The organism is Kitasatospora sp. NPDC056184 (genome assembly GCF_042268405.1).
Lineage (GTDB): Bacteria > Actinomycetota > Actinomycetes > Streptomycetales > Streptomycetaceae > Kitasatospora.
This window is the reverse complement of record NZ_JBHJUI010000049.1, coordinates 11925-26495: the sequence shown is the minus strand read 5'-3', so window position 1 is coordinate 26495 and position 14571 is coordinate 11925. Positions and strand designations below refer to the sequence as shown.

Here is a 14571-nt window from a genome sequence, read left to right as displayed (position 1 = left end):
GGGGGGGGGGGGGGGGGGGGGGGGGGGGGGGACCACACCCGGGCGGGGGGGGGGGGGGCCCCCCCCCCCCGGCGCCCCCCCCCGCCCCCCCGGGGGGGGGGGGGGCCCCGCGCCCCCCCCCCCCTCCCCCGGTTCCCCCCGGTCCCCGTCTCCCCCGTGTTCTCCGTGTTCTCCGGTGCGACCCCCGATCCCCCGATCCGGGGGTCGCCTCCGGTCAGTCCGTCGCGATCGCCGCGAGGACGTTCATCCGCCCGGCCCGGAAGGCCGGGATCAGGGCGGCCAGCAGGCCGATGGCCACCGAGGCCGCCAGCGTGAAGAGGATCGTGGCGACCGGGACGGAGAGCGCCTCCAGCCCCTGCGTCCGCAGCACCCGCTGGCCGGTGACACCCCAGGCCAGACCGAGCCCGGTGCCGAGCACGGCGCCGAACAGGGCGATCACCACCGACTCCAGACGGATCATCCGGCGCAGCTGGCGGCGGGACAGCCCGATCGCCCGCAGCAGGCCGATCTCACGGGTCCGCTCGACCACCGAGAGCGCCAGGGTGTTGACCACACCGAGCACCGCGACCACGATCGCCAGGCCGAGCAGCCCGTAGATCATGTAGAGCAGCGTGTTGACCTGCTCCTGGACGAGGTCCTTGTAGCCGGCCTGGTCGCGGACCGTGGCCTGCGGGTACTCCTTGAGCGCGTCCTCCAGGGCGTTGAGCGTCCTGGCGACGTCGACGCCGGCCGCGGCCTTGCCGAAGAGCACGGCGTCCACCGGCAGGTCGGCGGCGGGCACCGCCTTGGCGACGGCCTCCAACGACGCGAAGGTGTTGCCGTCGAAGAGCGAGTTGCCCTTCGTCATGATGACGCCGACCGGCAGCGACTGGACCCGGCCCTGGCCGTAGTCGATCTTGATGCTGTCGCCGACCTTGAGGCCGTGGTCCTTGGCGTAGTCCTCGCCGATCGCCAGCGCCCCCTGCTTGAGGGAGTCGGCGCTGCCCTCCTTGACCGGCAGCCGGAAGTCCTCGGCGAACCGCGCGGAGACCGCCGAGACGCCCTCCTCCGAGGTCTTGCCGTCCGGTGCGCCGAAGCGCGCGGGCAGGTACTTCTGCTCGGTGACGTGGTCGATGCCCGAGGTCTTGCGGACGGCGTCGACGATCTCCGGGGAGACGCCGTTCTGACCGGCCGAGATGATGTAGTCGGCGCCCACCGAGCGGTCGATCTGCACATTGGTGGACTTGATCACCGTGGAGGTGAAGACCGAGGCGCCGATCACCAGCGCCAGACCGATCATCAGCGCGGCTGCCGTCGCGCCGGTGCGGCGCGGGTTGCGCATCGCGTTGCGCTGGGCGAGCTTGCCGGACGGGCCGAACAGCGCGGGCAGCGCGGCGCCGAGCACCCGGACCAGGGTGGTGGCCAGCAGCGGGCCGAGGACGACGAACCCGACCAGGGTGAACAGCACGCCCAGCCCGATGTACTGGCCGCCGGTGGCCATCTTCTCCGCCTTCGCGGCCAGCGCCAGCAGACCGGCGCCGCCGACCGTGAGCACCAGGCCGATGACCGCCCGGACGGTGTTGGAGCGGGGCTCGGCCGGGGTGCCGTGGTCGCGCAGCGCGGCGATCGGCGCGATCCGGCTGGCCCGGCGGGCCGGGATCCAGGCGGCGAGCACGGTGATCACGACGCCCACCGCGTACCCGGCTATGAACACGTCCGCGCCGATCTTCAGGTCCCCGGCGTCGAGGTGCATGTCGACCGCGTTCATCAGCTGGATCAGCCCGACCGCCAGGCCGAGGCCGGCGCCGATGCCCAGCGTGGACCCGGCCGTGCCCAGGAGCAGCGCCTCCACCAGCACCGAGCGGTTGACCTGCTTGCGGCTGCCGCCGACGGCGCGCAGCAGGCCGATCTCCCGGGTGCGCTGGGCGACCAGCATCGAGAAGGTGTTGATGATCAGGAAGCCGCCGACCAGCAGCGAGATGCCGGCGAAGCCGAGCATCGCGTACTTCATGAAGTCGAGGAAGGAGCCGACGCTGTCGGCGTTCTCCTCCTTCTGCTCGGCGGCTGTCTTCGCCTCGACGCCGGCGCCGAGCCCGGACAGCGCGGCGGACTTGAGCTGCTCGTCGGAGCGGCTGCCGTCGCCGAACACCTCGACGGAGGTGTACGCACTCTGCCCGAGCAGCACGGTCTGCGCGGTGGCGGTGTCCAGGAAGGCCAGCGCCGCACCCGGGTTGGTGGTCTTGAAGGTGGCGATGCCGACGATGGTGAAGTCGTGCTTGTCGGTGGTGATCAGGCGCAGCCGGCCGCCCATGGCGAGCTTGGCCTTCTTGGCGGTGTCGGCGTCGATGACGACCTGGTCGGCGCCCTGCGGAGCGTGGCCGGAGGTGATCTCGACCGCGTTGCGCGGGGTGTCCGCCCAGTTGCCGACGATCGTCGGGGCACCGGAGGTCGGCCCCACCCGCTTGTTGGTGGCCGGGTCGGCCATGGTGGCGCTCTGGACCGACACCTGACCGATCGCCGTCTTCACCCCGGGGATCGCGGCGACCTTGGTGACGCTGTCGACGGGTACGGTCAGCGCCTTCGCGCGCCGGTCGTCGCCGAACTCCGGCTTGGCGGGCCGGACCGAGAGGTCGGAGGCGGTCGACGCGAAGAGCTTGTCGAAGGTGCTGGTCGCGGTGTTGGAGAACACCAGCGTCCCGGACACGAACGCGACCGACAGCACGACCGCGATCAGGGAGAGCAGCATCCGCCCCTTGTGGGCGAAGAAGCTCCGCAGTGACGTCTTGAGCAGCATGATCCTGTACGCCCCTGCCCGCTCAGCTGGTGCGCTTGCCGTCGAAACGGCGCATGCGTTCGAGGACGGAGTCGGCCGTCGGGGCGTGCATCTCGTCGACGATCACGCCGTCGGCGAGGAAGAGCACGCGGTCCGCGTAGCCGGCGGCGACCGGGTCGTGGGTGACCATCACGATGGTCTGGCCCAGCTCGTCGACACTGCGGCGCAGGAAGGAGAGCACCTCGGCGCCGGAGCGGGAGTCGAGGTTCCCGGTGGGCTCGTCACCGAAGATGATCTCGGGACGCGCGGCCAGCGCCCGGGCCACCGCGACGCGCTGCTGCTGGCCGCCGGAGAGCTGCGTCGGACGGTGCTTCAGCCGGCCCGAGAGGCCGACCGTCTCCACCACCCGGTCCAGCCAGGCCTGGTCCGGCTTGCGGCCGGCGATGTCCATCGGGAGCGTGATGTTCTCCAGCGCGTTCAGCGTCGGCAGGAGGTTGAACGCCTGGAAGATGAAGCCGATCTTGTCCCGGCGCAGCCTGGTGAGCTGCTTGTCCTTCAGACCAGTGATCTCGGTGTCGCCGATCCAGATCCGCCCCTCGGTCACCGTGTCCAGACCGGCCAGGCAGTGCATCAGGGTCGACTTGCCGGAACCCGAAGGGCCCATGATCGCGGTGAAGCGGCCGCGCTGGATGTCGACGTCGACCGCGTCCAGGGCGGTGACCCTGGTCTCGCCGGAGCCGTAGGCCTTGGTCACCTGACGAGCCGAGGCGGCGACGGCGGCGGAACCGCCGGGAAGCTGGGGGTCGTACACGGCTGCTGCTGCCGTCGTCACTGTCGTCTCCTAAGAAGTGGGCCCACCCGTTGCCCCCAGCCTCGTCCGTTCCACCCGTCCGGCGACATCGCGCAGGGGATAGTTTTCGACCGGGAGCTAGCTTCACCCTGCCGGTGTACCGAGGGCCCGGACCCGATCGCACCGGGTCCGCCTCGGACGGGCGGGGATGTGGACAACGTTAGGAGTCGGCGCCCGTCCCCTCGTCATCCGCCGGGAGGAAGCGGCCCAACCGGAGTTGTACGGGGTGGCCGACCCCTCCCCCTAGGGGTCGCCCGGGGCCCGGTCAGGGTCCGCCCGTAAGGAGGCCCCGCCCGGCGGTTTTCGCCGGGCGGGGCCTGGGATGGCCCGAAGGGGCCCGCGGGCCCGGGCGTCGGGACGCCCGGGCAGGGGCGTCAGCAGGCCAGGGCCGGGGCGGCCCGGCGCTCCAGGGCGGTCGCGAACGCCTCCACGACCGGTCGCAGCAGCACGTCGGTCTCGCGCTCGATCACGGTCGTGCCGTCCTCCCGGACGGTGATGTGACGGTCCAGCACGAACCAGCCCTGGGTGATGTGGTCGGCCCCCATCGAGCTGAGCACCGGCCGCAGCGCGTAGTCCACCGCCAGCACGTGCGCGGTGGAGCCGCCGGTGGCGAGCGGCAGGACGGCCTTGTCGCGCAGCGCGTACTGCGGCAGCACGTCCAGCAGCGCCTTGAGCAGGCCCGAGTACGCGGCCTTGTAGACCGGGGTGCCGATCACCACGCCGTCGGCCTCGGCGAAGAGCTCCAGGGCGGCGGCCAGCTCGGGGTGCGACAGGTCGGCGGAGAGCAGCGCCTGCGCGGGCAGGCTGCGCACCTCGAAGGGGACGACGCGGTGGCCGCGCTCCTCCAGCCGCGAGTCGACGAGGCGCAGCAGTCGGGTGGTGCGGGAGGTCGGGGACGGGGAGCCGGAGACGGACAGGATGGTGGCCATGGGTTCACCTCGGGGAGGAAGCGGGGCGGCGCTTCGGCAGCACGGGGCACTCAACGGGCGCGGGCGGACCGGGCGGGGACCGCCGGGCGGACCGGGACCGGCCTACCGGCGGGCAGCGGTGAGCGCACTGCGTGGGCAGCGTCGAGAAGGGGGGAGAAGGACGGTGGTGGGGTTCGACGGGTGTGCGTCAGCCACAACAGAGCGAACAGGACACACGCAGAAGGTCGACGTGCCGCCGACGCGTGAGGGTCCATCGCTGATCCATGGCAGTCATGCAAACACGCACCGTTCGGGACGGTCAAGGATCGTCCCGCCAGGCGAACACCAGGTGAGACGGATGGTGAGACGGGGACGCGGGGTGCGGGTCGTCGGCACCTTGCCGCGGAACGATCCGGTGCGTGCATCAAAACTGCTACAAGGGCCCTGGTGGGGGCCCCGGGGGGAGTCGCCGGTCCCGGTGTCGGGCATCCTCTCCCACATGAACACGTGGCAGGAGGGCCGCCCGGGCGGCGGCGGGAACCCGTACGGCGGCGGCAACGGTGGCGGTGGCGGCGCGTACGGCAACGGCGGCGGCGCCGAGCCGCCGCTGCCCGCCTCGCTGAACCCGCGCGGGCCGGGCGCGCCGGCGCCCCGGCAGCCCCAGCCGCAGGCACAGCCCCAGGCACGGCCGCAGGCGCAGCCCGGGCAGCAGGCGCGGCAGCCGCAGGCGCCCGGGTTCGGGCCCGCGCAGGGCTACGGCCCCGGCCAGGGGCACGGGCAGCCGGGGCAGCCCGGGCAGCCGGGCCGGCCGGGCGCCCGGCCGGGGGTGCCGTCGCAGGGCTCCGGCGCTCCGGGCGGCCCCAGCGCGCCCGGCGGGCCGATATCCCCCGGCGGGCCGCAGGCGCCCGCCGCCGGCCCCTCGCGCTGGCCCCGTCGCCGGATCGTCAAGTGGTCGGTCTTCGGCGTGCTGATCGCCCTGATGGTCACCACCGTCTCCACCTGGTTCTGGGCGGACTCCAAGCTCAACCACGAGAAGGTGCTCGCCGACTACCCCGGCCGGCCGGCCGCGGGCAAGGGCACCAACTGGCTGATCGTCGGCTCCGACAGCCGCAACGGCCTCTCCGACTCCCAGGAGGAGGACCTGCACACCGGCCACGCGGGCGGCAAGCGCAGCGACTCGATGATGGTCCTGCACGTCGGGGACAACGGGAACACCCTGATGAGCATCCCGCGCGACTCCTGGGTGCCGATCCCCGAGCACACCGGCGAGAACGGCAAGCCCGTCAAGGCGACCACCTCGAAGATCAACTCCGCGTTCGCGGCGGGCGGCGGCAAGCTGCTCGCGCAGACCGTCGAGATGAACACCGGCATCCGCATCGACCACTACGCCGAGATCGGCTTCGCCGGCTTCGTGGGCATCGTCGACTCGGTCGGCGGCGTGGACATGTGCATCGAGCAGGACGTCAAGGACAAGGACTCCGGGCTGGACCTCAAGGCGGGCTGCCAGACCCTCGACGGCACCGAGGCGCTCGCCTTCGTCCGCCAGCGCCACCAGATGGCCGACCAGGACCTCGGCCGGATGCGCAACCAGCAGAAGTTCCTCGGCGCGCTGGCCAAGCAGGCGGCCTCGCCGGCGACCGTGCTCAACCCGTTCACGTTCTACCCGCTGGTCTCCTCCGGCCTCGGCACGCTGATCGTCGACGACGACGCCGGGCTGACCGACCTGGGCTCGCTCTTCCTCGCCATGAAGGACGTCAACGGCGGAAGCGGCAAGAGCATCACGGTGCCGATCGCCAACCCGGACTTCAAGACCAACACCGGGGAGTCGGCGGTGAAGTGGGACACCGCGAAGGCCAAGCAGGTCTTCGACGCCTTCCGCAACGACACCGCCGTGCCGGACGTGAAGTAGCCGGCCCCGGCGCGCTGCGCCGCCCCGCGGGTGCGTGACTCACCGTGACCGCGCCGACACAATGGGCGGATGTCACTCGTCACCGCGCTGATCTACCGCCGCCGCCACCGCCTCCTGGGCCGCCTGGTCCAGGAGGCGCTCGCGTTCTACGGGATGGAGGTGCCGGCCGCCGCCGAGATCGGGCCGGGGCTCATCGTGTTCCACCGGGGCTTCGGGACGGTGCTGCACCCGTACACGACGCTCGGCGCCGGGGTGACGCTGTACAACGGCGTGACCGTCGGGCGGGCCGACCCGTGGGTGCCGCAGGAGGAGAGCGCGATGCGGCGGGTGGTGGTGGAGGACGGCGCGGTGCTGTGCGCGGGGGCCAAGGTGGTCTGCAAGGAGGGCGTGCTGACCGTCGGCGCGGGGACCGTCGTGGGCGCGAACGCCGTGCTGACCCGATCGACCGGGCCGGGCGAGATCTGGGCCGGCGCCCCCGCCCGCAGGGTGGGCCTGCGGGCGGGGTGGCCGGCGGGGGCGGCCGGTGCGGCGGCCGGCGCGGTGGTGGGTCGCGCGGAAGCAGGACCGGTGGCCGGAGGTCCGGTGGCGGGGGTGCAGGCGCTCGGCTGAGCGGTCGGGCGTCGGCGAGGCGAGCGCGGAGGACGGCGCTGCCGAAGGACGCTCAGCGGCCGGCCACGCCCGGGAGGTGGCCGGTCGCGCACTCCGCGTACCGGTGGACGGGCTCGCCCCGCCAGCCGTCGCCCTCCCCCGCGACGCCCTCCCGCTCACCCGCGAAGCCGTGGTGGATCACCTGGCCGCCGCGCCCGTCCGTCCAGCAGGCGCGCGTCAGATGGACGACGAGGGTGGCCGGGTGCTGCGACTGGGGGCGCTCCAGGACGAGTTCGCGCAGCCCCTCCCCCGGCGGGAAGGTGACCACGGCCTCACTGGTCCGCAGCCGCGCCCGGTGCGGCTCGATCTCCACCGCCCAGTACGCGGACACCGTGACCTCCAGCCGCCCGTCGAGGCCGCCCTCGCCCGGACGGACGTACTCCTCGTCGGGGACCCAGCGCGCGTGGTTGCGGATGTCGTCCGGGCCGAACCACTCGGCCCAGGTGACCCAGTAGCCCGCGATGTGCTTGATCGTCATGTCCTCGCGGGCGATCCGGACCGGGATGCGGGTCAGACTCGCGGGCTCGCCCAGCAACAGGACCCGGCCGTCCCTGTCGACCCGGAGGTCACCCTGCGGTTCGAAGGAGAGGACGGTCACCTGCTCGAAGGTCACCTCACCGTCATCCTTGCGCCGACTCTTCTGCCTCATGGGTGAACCACCTTGCCGCGAAACGGAGTTGAACGTGTCGCGGCCACCCCGGTGGCGGGCCGGCCGCGCCTCGCGCAGCATATGGCGCACGCTTGGTCGCGGCGCGCGATTCCGGCGAATCCCCCCGGAGCGGGCGGCGCGCGGCTATTCTGCGCCTGCACACGACGCCGCGCGCGCCCCCGGCCACCGGCGCGCGCCTGGAACGCGCCGCAAGCGCGCCGTACGGAAGGAGTCCGTGCCGATGGGCGACGCACACTGGCGGGAGCTCCACCGGGAGCCGATCCACAGCGCGTACGGACGCGGCGCCGACCGGGTCACCTTCGCGATGCCCGACGGCCGCGAGGAGGTCTACCACCTCGCCAACGAGTACGCGGCCGCGGCCGTCGTCGCCCTGACGCCGGACCGGCGGATCGTGCTGACCCGCCAGTTCCGGCCCGGCCCGCAGACCGTGCTGTACGAACTGCCGGGCGGCATGGTCGACGCGGGAGAGTCGCCCGAGCACGCCGCCGCCCGCGAACTCGCCGAGGAGACCGGCTACCGGGGCACGGTCGAACTCGTCACCGCGACCTGGCACGACGCCTACTCCAACGGCGTGCGCTACGCCTGCGTCGCCACCGACTGCACCCCCACCGCCCGGCTCGCGCACGACCGCAACGAGTTCATCGAGGTGGTGCTGATGGATCTCGCGGAGTTCCGCTCCACCGTGCTGCACCGCGGCCGGCTCACCGACGTGGGCCCGGCCTACCTGGGCCTCGACCACCTCGGCCTGCTGTAGGGCGGTAGAGCTGCGGGCGGAACAAACAACTCCCTTGCCCCGGCGCGCGGCCCGGCGGATCCTGGACCGATGCCCGGGCAGCGCAGGAGAAGACGTCGGCAGCACGAGGCGGCGCAGCGGTCCGTCGCCCGCTTCGCGCCGGAGAACGGCCGGTGGGAGGTGCTCTTCGAGACCGGGGACGAGTCGGAGTTCCTCGCCTTCGTCCGGCGGCTCCGGAGCTCGGACACCGGGCTCGATCCGTCAGCGGTGCGGCTGGACAGGCTCTGCCTCCGCGAGACCGGGCGGGCGTGGTGCCGGGCGAGCCTCTTCGTACCGCACCCGGCAACCCCACCGGACGCCTGACGGCCGGCGTCCGACGCCCGGCGACCGGCGACCGGCGACCGGCCTCAGGGAGCGGTGGGAAGCCGGTCCAGGACGATGCCGAAGTGGGTGCGGTAGGCGGCGAGGGCGGCGTCGGCGGCGAGCAGTTCCTCGGTGCGGGTGCCGTCGGGGGCGGTGCGCAGGAGGCGGGTGCCGCCGGTGGCGCGGGTGCTGGTGAGGGTGACCCGGCCGCCGTCCGGGGTGGGGCGGGAGCAGGTGGTCCCGCGGGTGAAGTGCGAGTCGGGGGACGTGGTCTGCCACCAGCAGGTCGGCACGAAGTCGGCCGTCGCGTACGGGCGCTGATCCAGTCGGTACAGCGGTTCGCCGTCGAGGACGACATCGAGGCCGCCGGCCGCACCGGCGCTCCCGGCGCTCGGGAGGACGGTGAACGCGCCTACCGGGTCGCACTGTTCGCCTCGCTCGTCGAGGAGCAGCGGCCGGCGGGCGAACCGTCCGAAGCCCACGTCGGCCAGCCACGCGGAGCCGTCCGCCGTCACCCGCAGGGCGAGGTGGTCGAACGGCGGCCCGGGCCGCGCGCCGTCGAAGACCCGGGCGGCGAGCAGGTCCACGCGGTAGCCCAGCGCGCGCAGCAACGCGGCGAAGGCGCCGTTGAGTTCGTAGCAGAACCCGCCGCGCCGCCGGTCGACGATCTTCTCCAGCAGCGCGGCCGGTTCGAGCACCACGGGCTCGCCGAGGTGGATGCTCAGGTTCTCGAACGGGACGGCGTCCAGGTGCGCCTCCTGCAACCGCGCCAGTTCGGCGGCGCCCGTCCGCCCGGGCCGCTCGGCGCCGATCCGGTCGAGGTACGCCGCCACATGGTCGGGGGTGAGGCCCATGTCGGGGTTCTCCGAGGGTTCGTCCACACCCCCATCCAAGCGGACCCGGCCCCTCCGGCCATCCTTCTCCAGGCGTAGGGACCGGCGGGCCTTAGGGCGGGGGACCTCGGCCCGACGGTCCCGGCCTTCGCGGCTCCGGGCGGCGGACCGCCACCGGAAGGACCGGGACGGCCTCAGCGCCGGCGCGACGGACCGGAGGAGGCGGCCCGGCGCCGGACTCCGCTCCACGCGAGGGCGAGGACGAACCGGAGCGCGGCGGCGTAGCGGCGGCGCCGGTGCGGCCCGGCGGCGAGCCGCCGCGACAGCTCCGCCCGCCACCGCGGCAGCAGGCGGAGCCGGGCGGACCGCGTCAGCCGCGGGCCGACGAGCACGGTCAGCAGCACGCCCGGCAGCCGCCGCAGGGCCTTGCGGAAGACGGCGGTGGTGACTTCGAGGAGGACGGCCGCCACCAGCGCCGCCAGCAGCGCGGTGCGCCAGCCGGTCGGGTCCTCGCCGAGGAAGAGGGGGTGCGACGCGCCGGGGGGAACCATGGAGTGCTTCATGTCTCCTCGACGAGGCCGGGGCGCTCGCGCTGCCACCGCGCCGCCACCGCGCCTGCGCCGCGCGGCGAAGCGCCGGGATCCGGTGGACGGCCGTGCAACAAAAGGGAGTTCGACTTCGTCGAGGAGGTGAGGGATGGCGACGGACCAGCCCCGCGAAGTCCAACGGAAGGACGCCCATGGCGAAGTCGGAAGGGGCGGGCGCTCATGGCTCGTCCCCGTCGGCGCCGATGAGCGAGGCGCAGCTCGAGGTGCTCGTCCGCGACCTCCTGCCGCGTCTGGTGACCAGTCTCCGCGAGCTGACGCACGACGAGCAGACGGCCGAGAACATCGCGGCCGCGGCCTGCATGGTCGTGATCAACGAGTCCCGCAAGGGGACGGTGTTCCACCGGCCGGTGATCGCCTACGCCACCACCGTGGCGCGCCGGATGGCCATCGACCACTGGAGGTCGGCCGCCGTCCGCAGGGAGGAGCCGGTCGCGGAGATCCCCGACGGGAGCCGGCCCGCGACGGCCGGGGAGCCCGGGGACGGCGACCCGGGCGCCCGCCTGGAGTTCGAGGAACTGCTGCGGATCGTCCGCAAGGCCATCGGCGACCAGCGGCAGGCGAGGATCTGGGAGCTCCACCACATCTGGCTCTGGAAGGGGGCGGAGATCGCCGAGACGCTCGGGATCTCCGCGTCCACCGTCTCCCGCGAGCTGCGGCGGGCGAACGAGCGGGCTCGGTCGGCGCCGATCCCCTTGCCGCGCCGGGAGGCCGACTGACTGGGTCCGCGTCTAGGGTCCGCGGGCCGGCCGGGAGGCCGGCCCGCGGGTCCGGGTCGGGGCGCCAGAGAGGAGCCTCGCGGGCCGGTGGCCGTCCGTCCACAGACGGACCACCGGCTTTGTCACGGAAGGGAAAACGTATGCAGGAGTTCGAGCGGCCGACTCGGGGGGCGCGGCCGCAGAACCAGCAGGGGGTCGGGGGGGCCGACGTGCACGAGAACTGGGACGCGTTCTACGCCGAGCTGTCCGCGGGGGCGAACGCCCTCGGCGACCCCGTCGGCGAGCAGGCGGGGGATCTCTCGATGTGGGACGTCCCGTGGTCCGTCACGGAGACGGGGGGGACGCTGTGAGGTGCGCCGGGAGTCTGGGGAAACGGGTCCGGCGGCGGACGGAGCCGACCGTCCGGCGGGTGTACGCGGTGGTGTTCGACCTCGCGTTCGCCGCCCTGCCGTGCGCGCCGGCCGGCTGGTGGGGCGCCGCGCGGCTCCTGACGGCCGGCGGTCCGGCGGCTCCGGCACCCCTGCGGCTGTAGCCCCGCGGGCCTGCTGCCGCCGGCCGCGGCAGCAGGCCCGTTTCAGGGGCGGGCGAAGGCGCGGAGGTAGGCGCCGGCGTAGGCGGCCGCCTCCTCGCGGCTCGTGCACGGGGCGGCGTCGGGGGCGGGGGTGCCGCGCGAGCCGTCGGCGGCCTGGGCGGTCCAGGTCCAGTGGCCGGTGGCCGGGTCCTGGCTCAGTTCGGCCTCGCCGTCGAAGAGTTCGAGGGTGACGGGGTCGGGGGTGGTCGAGGGGCGGGGGACGGCGTCGGGCCACTTCTTGCGGGCGCCCTGGCGGGTGATCCCCCAGGCGGCGCCCAACTGCTCGTAGCTCGCGCCGTAGGAGCCGGCGGTGCCGGCCGCGATCTCGGTCAGCCGCTTGACCTCGGTGTCCACCACCTTCCAGGCGACGAGCACGCCGAGCGCCACCTCGGCCGGGTCGGCGTCCCACATGCGGTGCTCGGGTTGCCCCGTCGCGCGGGAGCGGACGGCCGTGGCGAGCGGATTGAGGGCATCGAGGAGGGCGGCGGCGAGGGCGGACTGCTCGTCAGGGGTGATCTCGGGAGTCGACATGCGACAACCATAGTTAACAATCCCGGTTTTGGTAACTAAAGTTGTCAACTGGTCGGCCGGTCGACCGGTCGGCGCAGGAAGTCGGACGGGCCGACTTCCTGCGCGCGCCACCCACTGGACGTCAGGGAACGTAGACGCTCCGGCCGGCGATCGGCGCGTAGATCTCGCCGGGGGCGATGACGTGCTCGATCGCGCCCGTACAGCCCGACGCGGTCCAGACCTGGACCCCCGAGTCGGTCAGGTTGGCCACCACCGGGCGGACGAAGTCGCCCAGCGGGAGGCACCCGCTCGGCTCCGGGTACGCGGCACCGTCGATGACCAGGACGCCGTGGGCCGCGTACGCGGTGTTCGGGACCGCGACGGCCAGGGCGGCCGCCGCCAGCCAGGCCCCCAGAACGGTGGCGGTGCGTCGCTTCATGCGCTTACTCCCTCTCGGCCGGCGCGGGACCGCCCCGTTGCGGCCCCGCCGGTGCGGCACAAGGTAGTGAGGCGACGACGCGGAGCCGCGGAACGGCGGGCGTGGCGGCACGGGAGCGGAGTGGGAAGTCGGACGGGCCGACTTCCTGCTCCGGAGCTGTCACACGGGGCGGCCGGGATCCGTCAGGGAGGCAGCGGAGCAACATCGCGCCGAACCACCGAGGAAAGGGCAACACCGTGCTCACCAGGGTCATGTACGTCACGGTCTACGTCACCGACCAGGACCGCGCGCTGCGCTTCTACACCGAGCAGCTGGGACTGGAGAAGCGCATCGACCACCCCGGCCCCGAGGGCCGCTTCCTGACCGTCGGCGCCCCGGGCCACCCGTTCGAGATCATCCTCTGGCCGCACGCCGCGGCCACGGGCCAGCCGCTGGGACGGGACGAGGCGGCCGCGCCCGGCCCGATCATCCTGGAATCGGACGACCTGCTGAAGGACTTCGAGACCTGGCGCGAGCGCGGCGTCGCCTTCGACGCTCCTGCGCCGGAGGAGTACGCCTTCGGCATCCGCATCGAGGCGGCCGACCCGGACGGCAACCGGATCTCGCTGCGCCAGCAGAAGCGGGTGGAGGCCGCCGACCACTGACCGCTGGCCACTGGCCACTGGCCGCACAACGGGGGCCGGGGAGACGAGGGGCCTTGCACCGCACGGCGCGAGGCCCCTCGTCCGCCAGGGGGAGCCGAGCGCGTTCCCGCAGATCGCCGCCGAGCCGGGCGGTACCCGCGCTACGCCGCCAGCAGCGGGGCGAGTTCGGCGGCCCACTCCGGGTAGAGGGCCACCTTCTCCTCGTGCAGGGCGAGGATCCCCTCCGCCAGGGCGGGCGTCATGTCGTCGGACAGGTCGGGGCCGATGGCCAGCCTGGCGAGGTGGGGCAGGATCTGCGGGTCGCCGGCCAGGTGGACCGGGTCGTGCATGTAGCGCCGCAGGGCCGGCAGGTCCGGGATGCCCACGCAGTAGGCGTGGGTGAATCCGTCGGGGCCGCCCAGGTTCTGGCCGACCGTCGAGAACGCGACGGACTCGACGGAGGCCGTGCGCCGCATGGCGGCGAGCACGCGCTCGCGGTCCTCGTCGGTCGCGGTCTCCTTGAACGCGAAACGCAGCATGTGAACGATCACGCCGCTCCCACCCCTTCAGTTTGATTGAACCGACTGGTTCAGAAATCTTTCCTTTCTGGTTCGGCTCTAGACTGAACCCATGGGTTCAGAAGTGTCAACCGGCGCCGGGCGCAAGGCTCGTGGACGCGAGGATCGGCGACAGGCGATCCTGGACGGCGCGTTCGCGGTGTTCGCGCGACAGGGGTACGCGCAGACGTGCGTGCAGGAGGTCGCCCGGGAGGCCGGCGTCGCCAAGCCGACCGTCTACAACCACCTGGCCGACAAGGAGAGCCTCTACCGCGAGGCCGTCGAGGCGGCCGCCGACCGGGTCGGCGCCCGGTGCCTCGCGGTCGTGGACGCGCTGCGCGAGGTCGCGGCGGACACCGACCCGGAGGAGGGACTGAGGACGGTGGGCCGCGAGTTGCTGCGGATCTGCCACGACGAGGAGGCACGCGCCGTCCAGCGGCTGGCGGGCGCCGAGGCGGCGCGGTTCCCCGGCCTGGAGGCGAGCGCGCGGGAGCGGACGGCGCTGCGGATCCGGTCCGCGCTCGCCGACCGACTGGCCCGCCTGGCGCTGGCCGGACGGCTGCGCCCGTGCGAGCCGGAGCCGGCCGCCGAGCACTTCCTCGCTCTGCTCACCGGCCCGCTGGAGTACCGGCCCGACGCCGACCCGGACGCCCTCGCGGAGGCCGCCGTGGACGTGTTCCTGCGTGCGTACGGCCCGGGCGCCGGGCCCCGCCCCGGCCTGGGTTGAGCCGCCCCGGTCACGTCCTGCGGGTGCCGCGCCGCAGGGTTCGGTCGTGCGCCGCGAGGTGTGTGGCCGAGGTGCCGCGGCCGCGGTACGAGTCGCCGCAATGGCGCCGGGAACGGGCGGAGTGGGAACGGGCGGAGCCGGAGGAGCCGCCCGC

General features: G+C 73.7%; 19 protein-coding genes. 9 read left to right on the top strand and 10 right to left on the bottom strand.

What is annotated here, in order from left to right:
* Positions 1 to 214: 214 nt before the first annotated feature.
* The 4 genes from ACFC0B_RS40560 to ACFC0B_RS40545 all read right to left on the bottom strand — a co-directional run bounded on the left by ACFC0B_RS40560 (position 215) and on the right by ACFC0B_RS40545 (position 4796).
* Positions 215 to 2773, bottom strand: a complete 2559-nt coding sequence (locus ACFC0B_RS40560) for an ABC transporter permease (protein ID WP_376098460.1) — start codon at positions 2771 to 2773, stop codon at positions 215 to 217.
* A 22-nt stretch (positions 2774 to 2795) separates the two neighbouring features.
* A complete protein-coding gene (locus ACFC0B_RS40555; protein ID WP_376098457.1) occupies positions 2796 to 3584 on the bottom strand; it encodes an ABC transporter ATP-binding protein in 789 nt (262 codons plus the stop codon).
* A gap of 392 nt (positions 3585 to 3976) precedes the next feature.
* A complete protein-coding gene (gene ssuE / locus ACFC0B_RS40550) occupies positions 3977 to 4531 on the bottom strand; it encodes an NADPH-dependent FMN reductase (protein ID WP_376098454.1) in 555 nt (184 codons plus the stop codon).
* 187 nt (positions 4532 to 4718) lie between these two features.
* Entirely contained in the window at positions 4719 to 4796 is a 78-nt protein-coding gene (locus tag ACFC0B_RS40545; RefSeq protein ID WP_376098469.1) for a putative leader peptide, read from the bottom strand.
* A 213-nt stretch (positions 4797 to 5009) separates the two neighbouring features.
* Here ACFC0B_RS40545 and ACFC0B_RS40540 point away from each other — a divergent pair, with 213 nt between their 5' ends.
* Entirely contained in the window at positions 5010 to 6419 is a 1410-nt protein-coding gene (locus ACFC0B_RS40540; protein ID WP_376098451.1) for an LCP family protein, read from the top strand.
* Between the two features lie 69 nt (positions 6420 to 6488).
* Positions 6489 to 7028 (top strand): hypothetical protein, encoded by a 540-nt coding sequence (locus ACFC0B_RS40535; RefSeq protein ID WP_376098448.1) that lies wholly within the window; start codon positions 6489 to 6491, stop codon positions 7026 to 7028.
* Positions 7029 to 7080: 52 nt separating this feature from the next.
* On the opposite strand, the gene ACFC0B_RS40530 is transcribed toward ACFC0B_RS40535, so the two are convergent.
* Entirely contained in the window at positions 7081 to 7716 is a 636-nt protein-coding gene (locus ACFC0B_RS40530; RefSeq protein WP_376098445.1) for a hypothetical protein, read from the bottom strand.
* Between the two features lie 241 nt (positions 7717 to 7957).
* Here ACFC0B_RS40530 and ACFC0B_RS40525 point away from each other — a divergent pair, with 241 nt between their 5' ends.
* Both ACFC0B_RS40525 and ACFC0B_RS40520 read left to right on the top strand, forming a co-directional pair.
* Complete coding sequence (locus tag ACFC0B_RS40525; RefSeq protein WP_376098442.1) at positions 7958 to 8491, top strand: NUDIX hydrolase; 534 nt, start codon at positions 7958 to 7960, stop codon at positions 8489 to 8491.
* A 69-nt stretch (positions 8492 to 8560) separates the two neighbouring features.
* Positions 8561 to 8833 (top strand): hypothetical protein, encoded by a 273-nt coding sequence (locus ACFC0B_RS40520; RefSeq protein WP_376098439.1) that lies wholly within the window; start codon positions 8561 to 8563, stop codon positions 8831 to 8833.
* A gap of 44 nt (positions 8834 to 8877) precedes the next feature.
* Here the strand turns inward: ACFC0B_RS40520 and ACFC0B_RS40515 are convergent, their stop codons facing one another.
* A complete protein-coding gene (locus ACFC0B_RS40515; RefSeq protein WP_376098466.1) occupies positions 8878 to 9687 on the bottom strand; it encodes an arylamine N-acetyltransferase in 810 nt (269 codons plus the stop codon).
* A 173-nt stretch (positions 9688 to 9860) separates the two neighbouring features.
* Positions 9861 to 10229, bottom strand: a complete 369-nt coding sequence (locus ACFC0B_RS40510) for a hypothetical protein (RefSeq protein ID WP_376098436.1) — start codon at positions 10227 to 10229, stop codon at positions 9861 to 9863.
* Between the two features lie 176 nt (positions 10230 to 10405).
* Between ACFC0B_RS40510 and ACFC0B_RS40505 the strand changes: the two genes are divergently transcribed.
* The 3 genes from ACFC0B_RS40505 to ACFC0B_RS40495 all read left to right on the top strand — a co-directional run bounded on the left by ACFC0B_RS40505 (position 10406) and on the right by ACFC0B_RS40495 (position 11522).
* Entirely contained in the window at positions 10406 to 10990 is a 585-nt protein-coding gene (locus ACFC0B_RS40505; RefSeq protein ID WP_376098433.1) for an RNA polymerase sigma factor, read from the top strand.
* Between the two features lie 140 nt (positions 10991 to 11130).
* Entirely contained in the window at positions 11131 to 11340 is a 210-nt protein-coding gene (locus ACFC0B_RS40500) for a hypothetical protein (RefSeq protein ID WP_376098430.1), read from the top strand.
* Between the two features lie 59 nt (positions 11341 to 11399).
* Positions 11400 to 11522 (top strand): hypothetical protein, encoded by a 123-nt coding sequence (locus tag ACFC0B_RS40495; RefSeq protein ID WP_376098427.1) that lies wholly within the window; start codon positions 11400 to 11402, stop codon positions 11520 to 11522.
* A 42-nt stretch (positions 11523 to 11564) separates the two neighbouring features.
* Here ACFC0B_RS40495 and ACFC0B_RS40490 read toward each other — a convergent pair whose 3' ends face one another.
* Together ACFC0B_RS40490 and ACFC0B_RS40485 are read right to left on the bottom strand one after the other, a co-directional pair.
* On the bottom strand, positions 11565 to 12092 hold the full coding sequence (locus ACFC0B_RS40490; protein ID WP_376098424.1) for a hypothetical protein: 528 nt from the start codon (positions 12090 to 12092) through the stop codon (positions 11565 to 11567).
* A 121-nt stretch (positions 12093 to 12213) separates the two neighbouring features.
* Positions 12214 to 12510 carry a hypothetical protein gene (locus tag ACFC0B_RS40485; protein ID WP_376098421.1) on the bottom strand — a complete coding sequence of 99 codons (297 nt, stop codon included), beginning with the start codon at positions 12508 to 12510 and terminating at the stop codon, positions 12214 to 12216.
* Between the two features lie 236 nt (positions 12511 to 12746).
* Between ACFC0B_RS40485 and ACFC0B_RS40480 the strand changes: the two genes are divergently transcribed.
* Positions 12747 to 13154 (top strand): VOC family protein, encoded by a 408-nt coding sequence (locus tag ACFC0B_RS40480; RefSeq protein WP_376098418.1) that lies wholly within the window; start codon positions 12747 to 12749, stop codon positions 13152 to 13154.
* 140 nt (positions 13155 to 13294) lie between these two features.
* Here ACFC0B_RS40480 and ACFC0B_RS40475 read toward each other — a convergent pair whose 3' ends face one another.
* Complete coding sequence (locus ACFC0B_RS40475) at positions 13295 to 13684, bottom strand: Dabb family protein (protein ID WP_376098415.1); 390 nt, start codon at positions 13682 to 13684, stop codon at positions 13295 to 13297.
* A 79-nt stretch (positions 13685 to 13763) separates the two neighbouring features.
* On the opposite strand from ACFC0B_RS40475, the gene ACFC0B_RS40470 reads away from it, so the two are divergent.
* Entirely contained in the window at positions 13764 to 14417 is a 654-nt protein-coding gene (locus ACFC0B_RS40470) for a TetR/AcrR family transcriptional regulator (RefSeq protein ID WP_376098412.1), read from the top strand.
* The last annotated feature ends 154 nt before the right edge of the window (positions 14418 to 14571 follow it).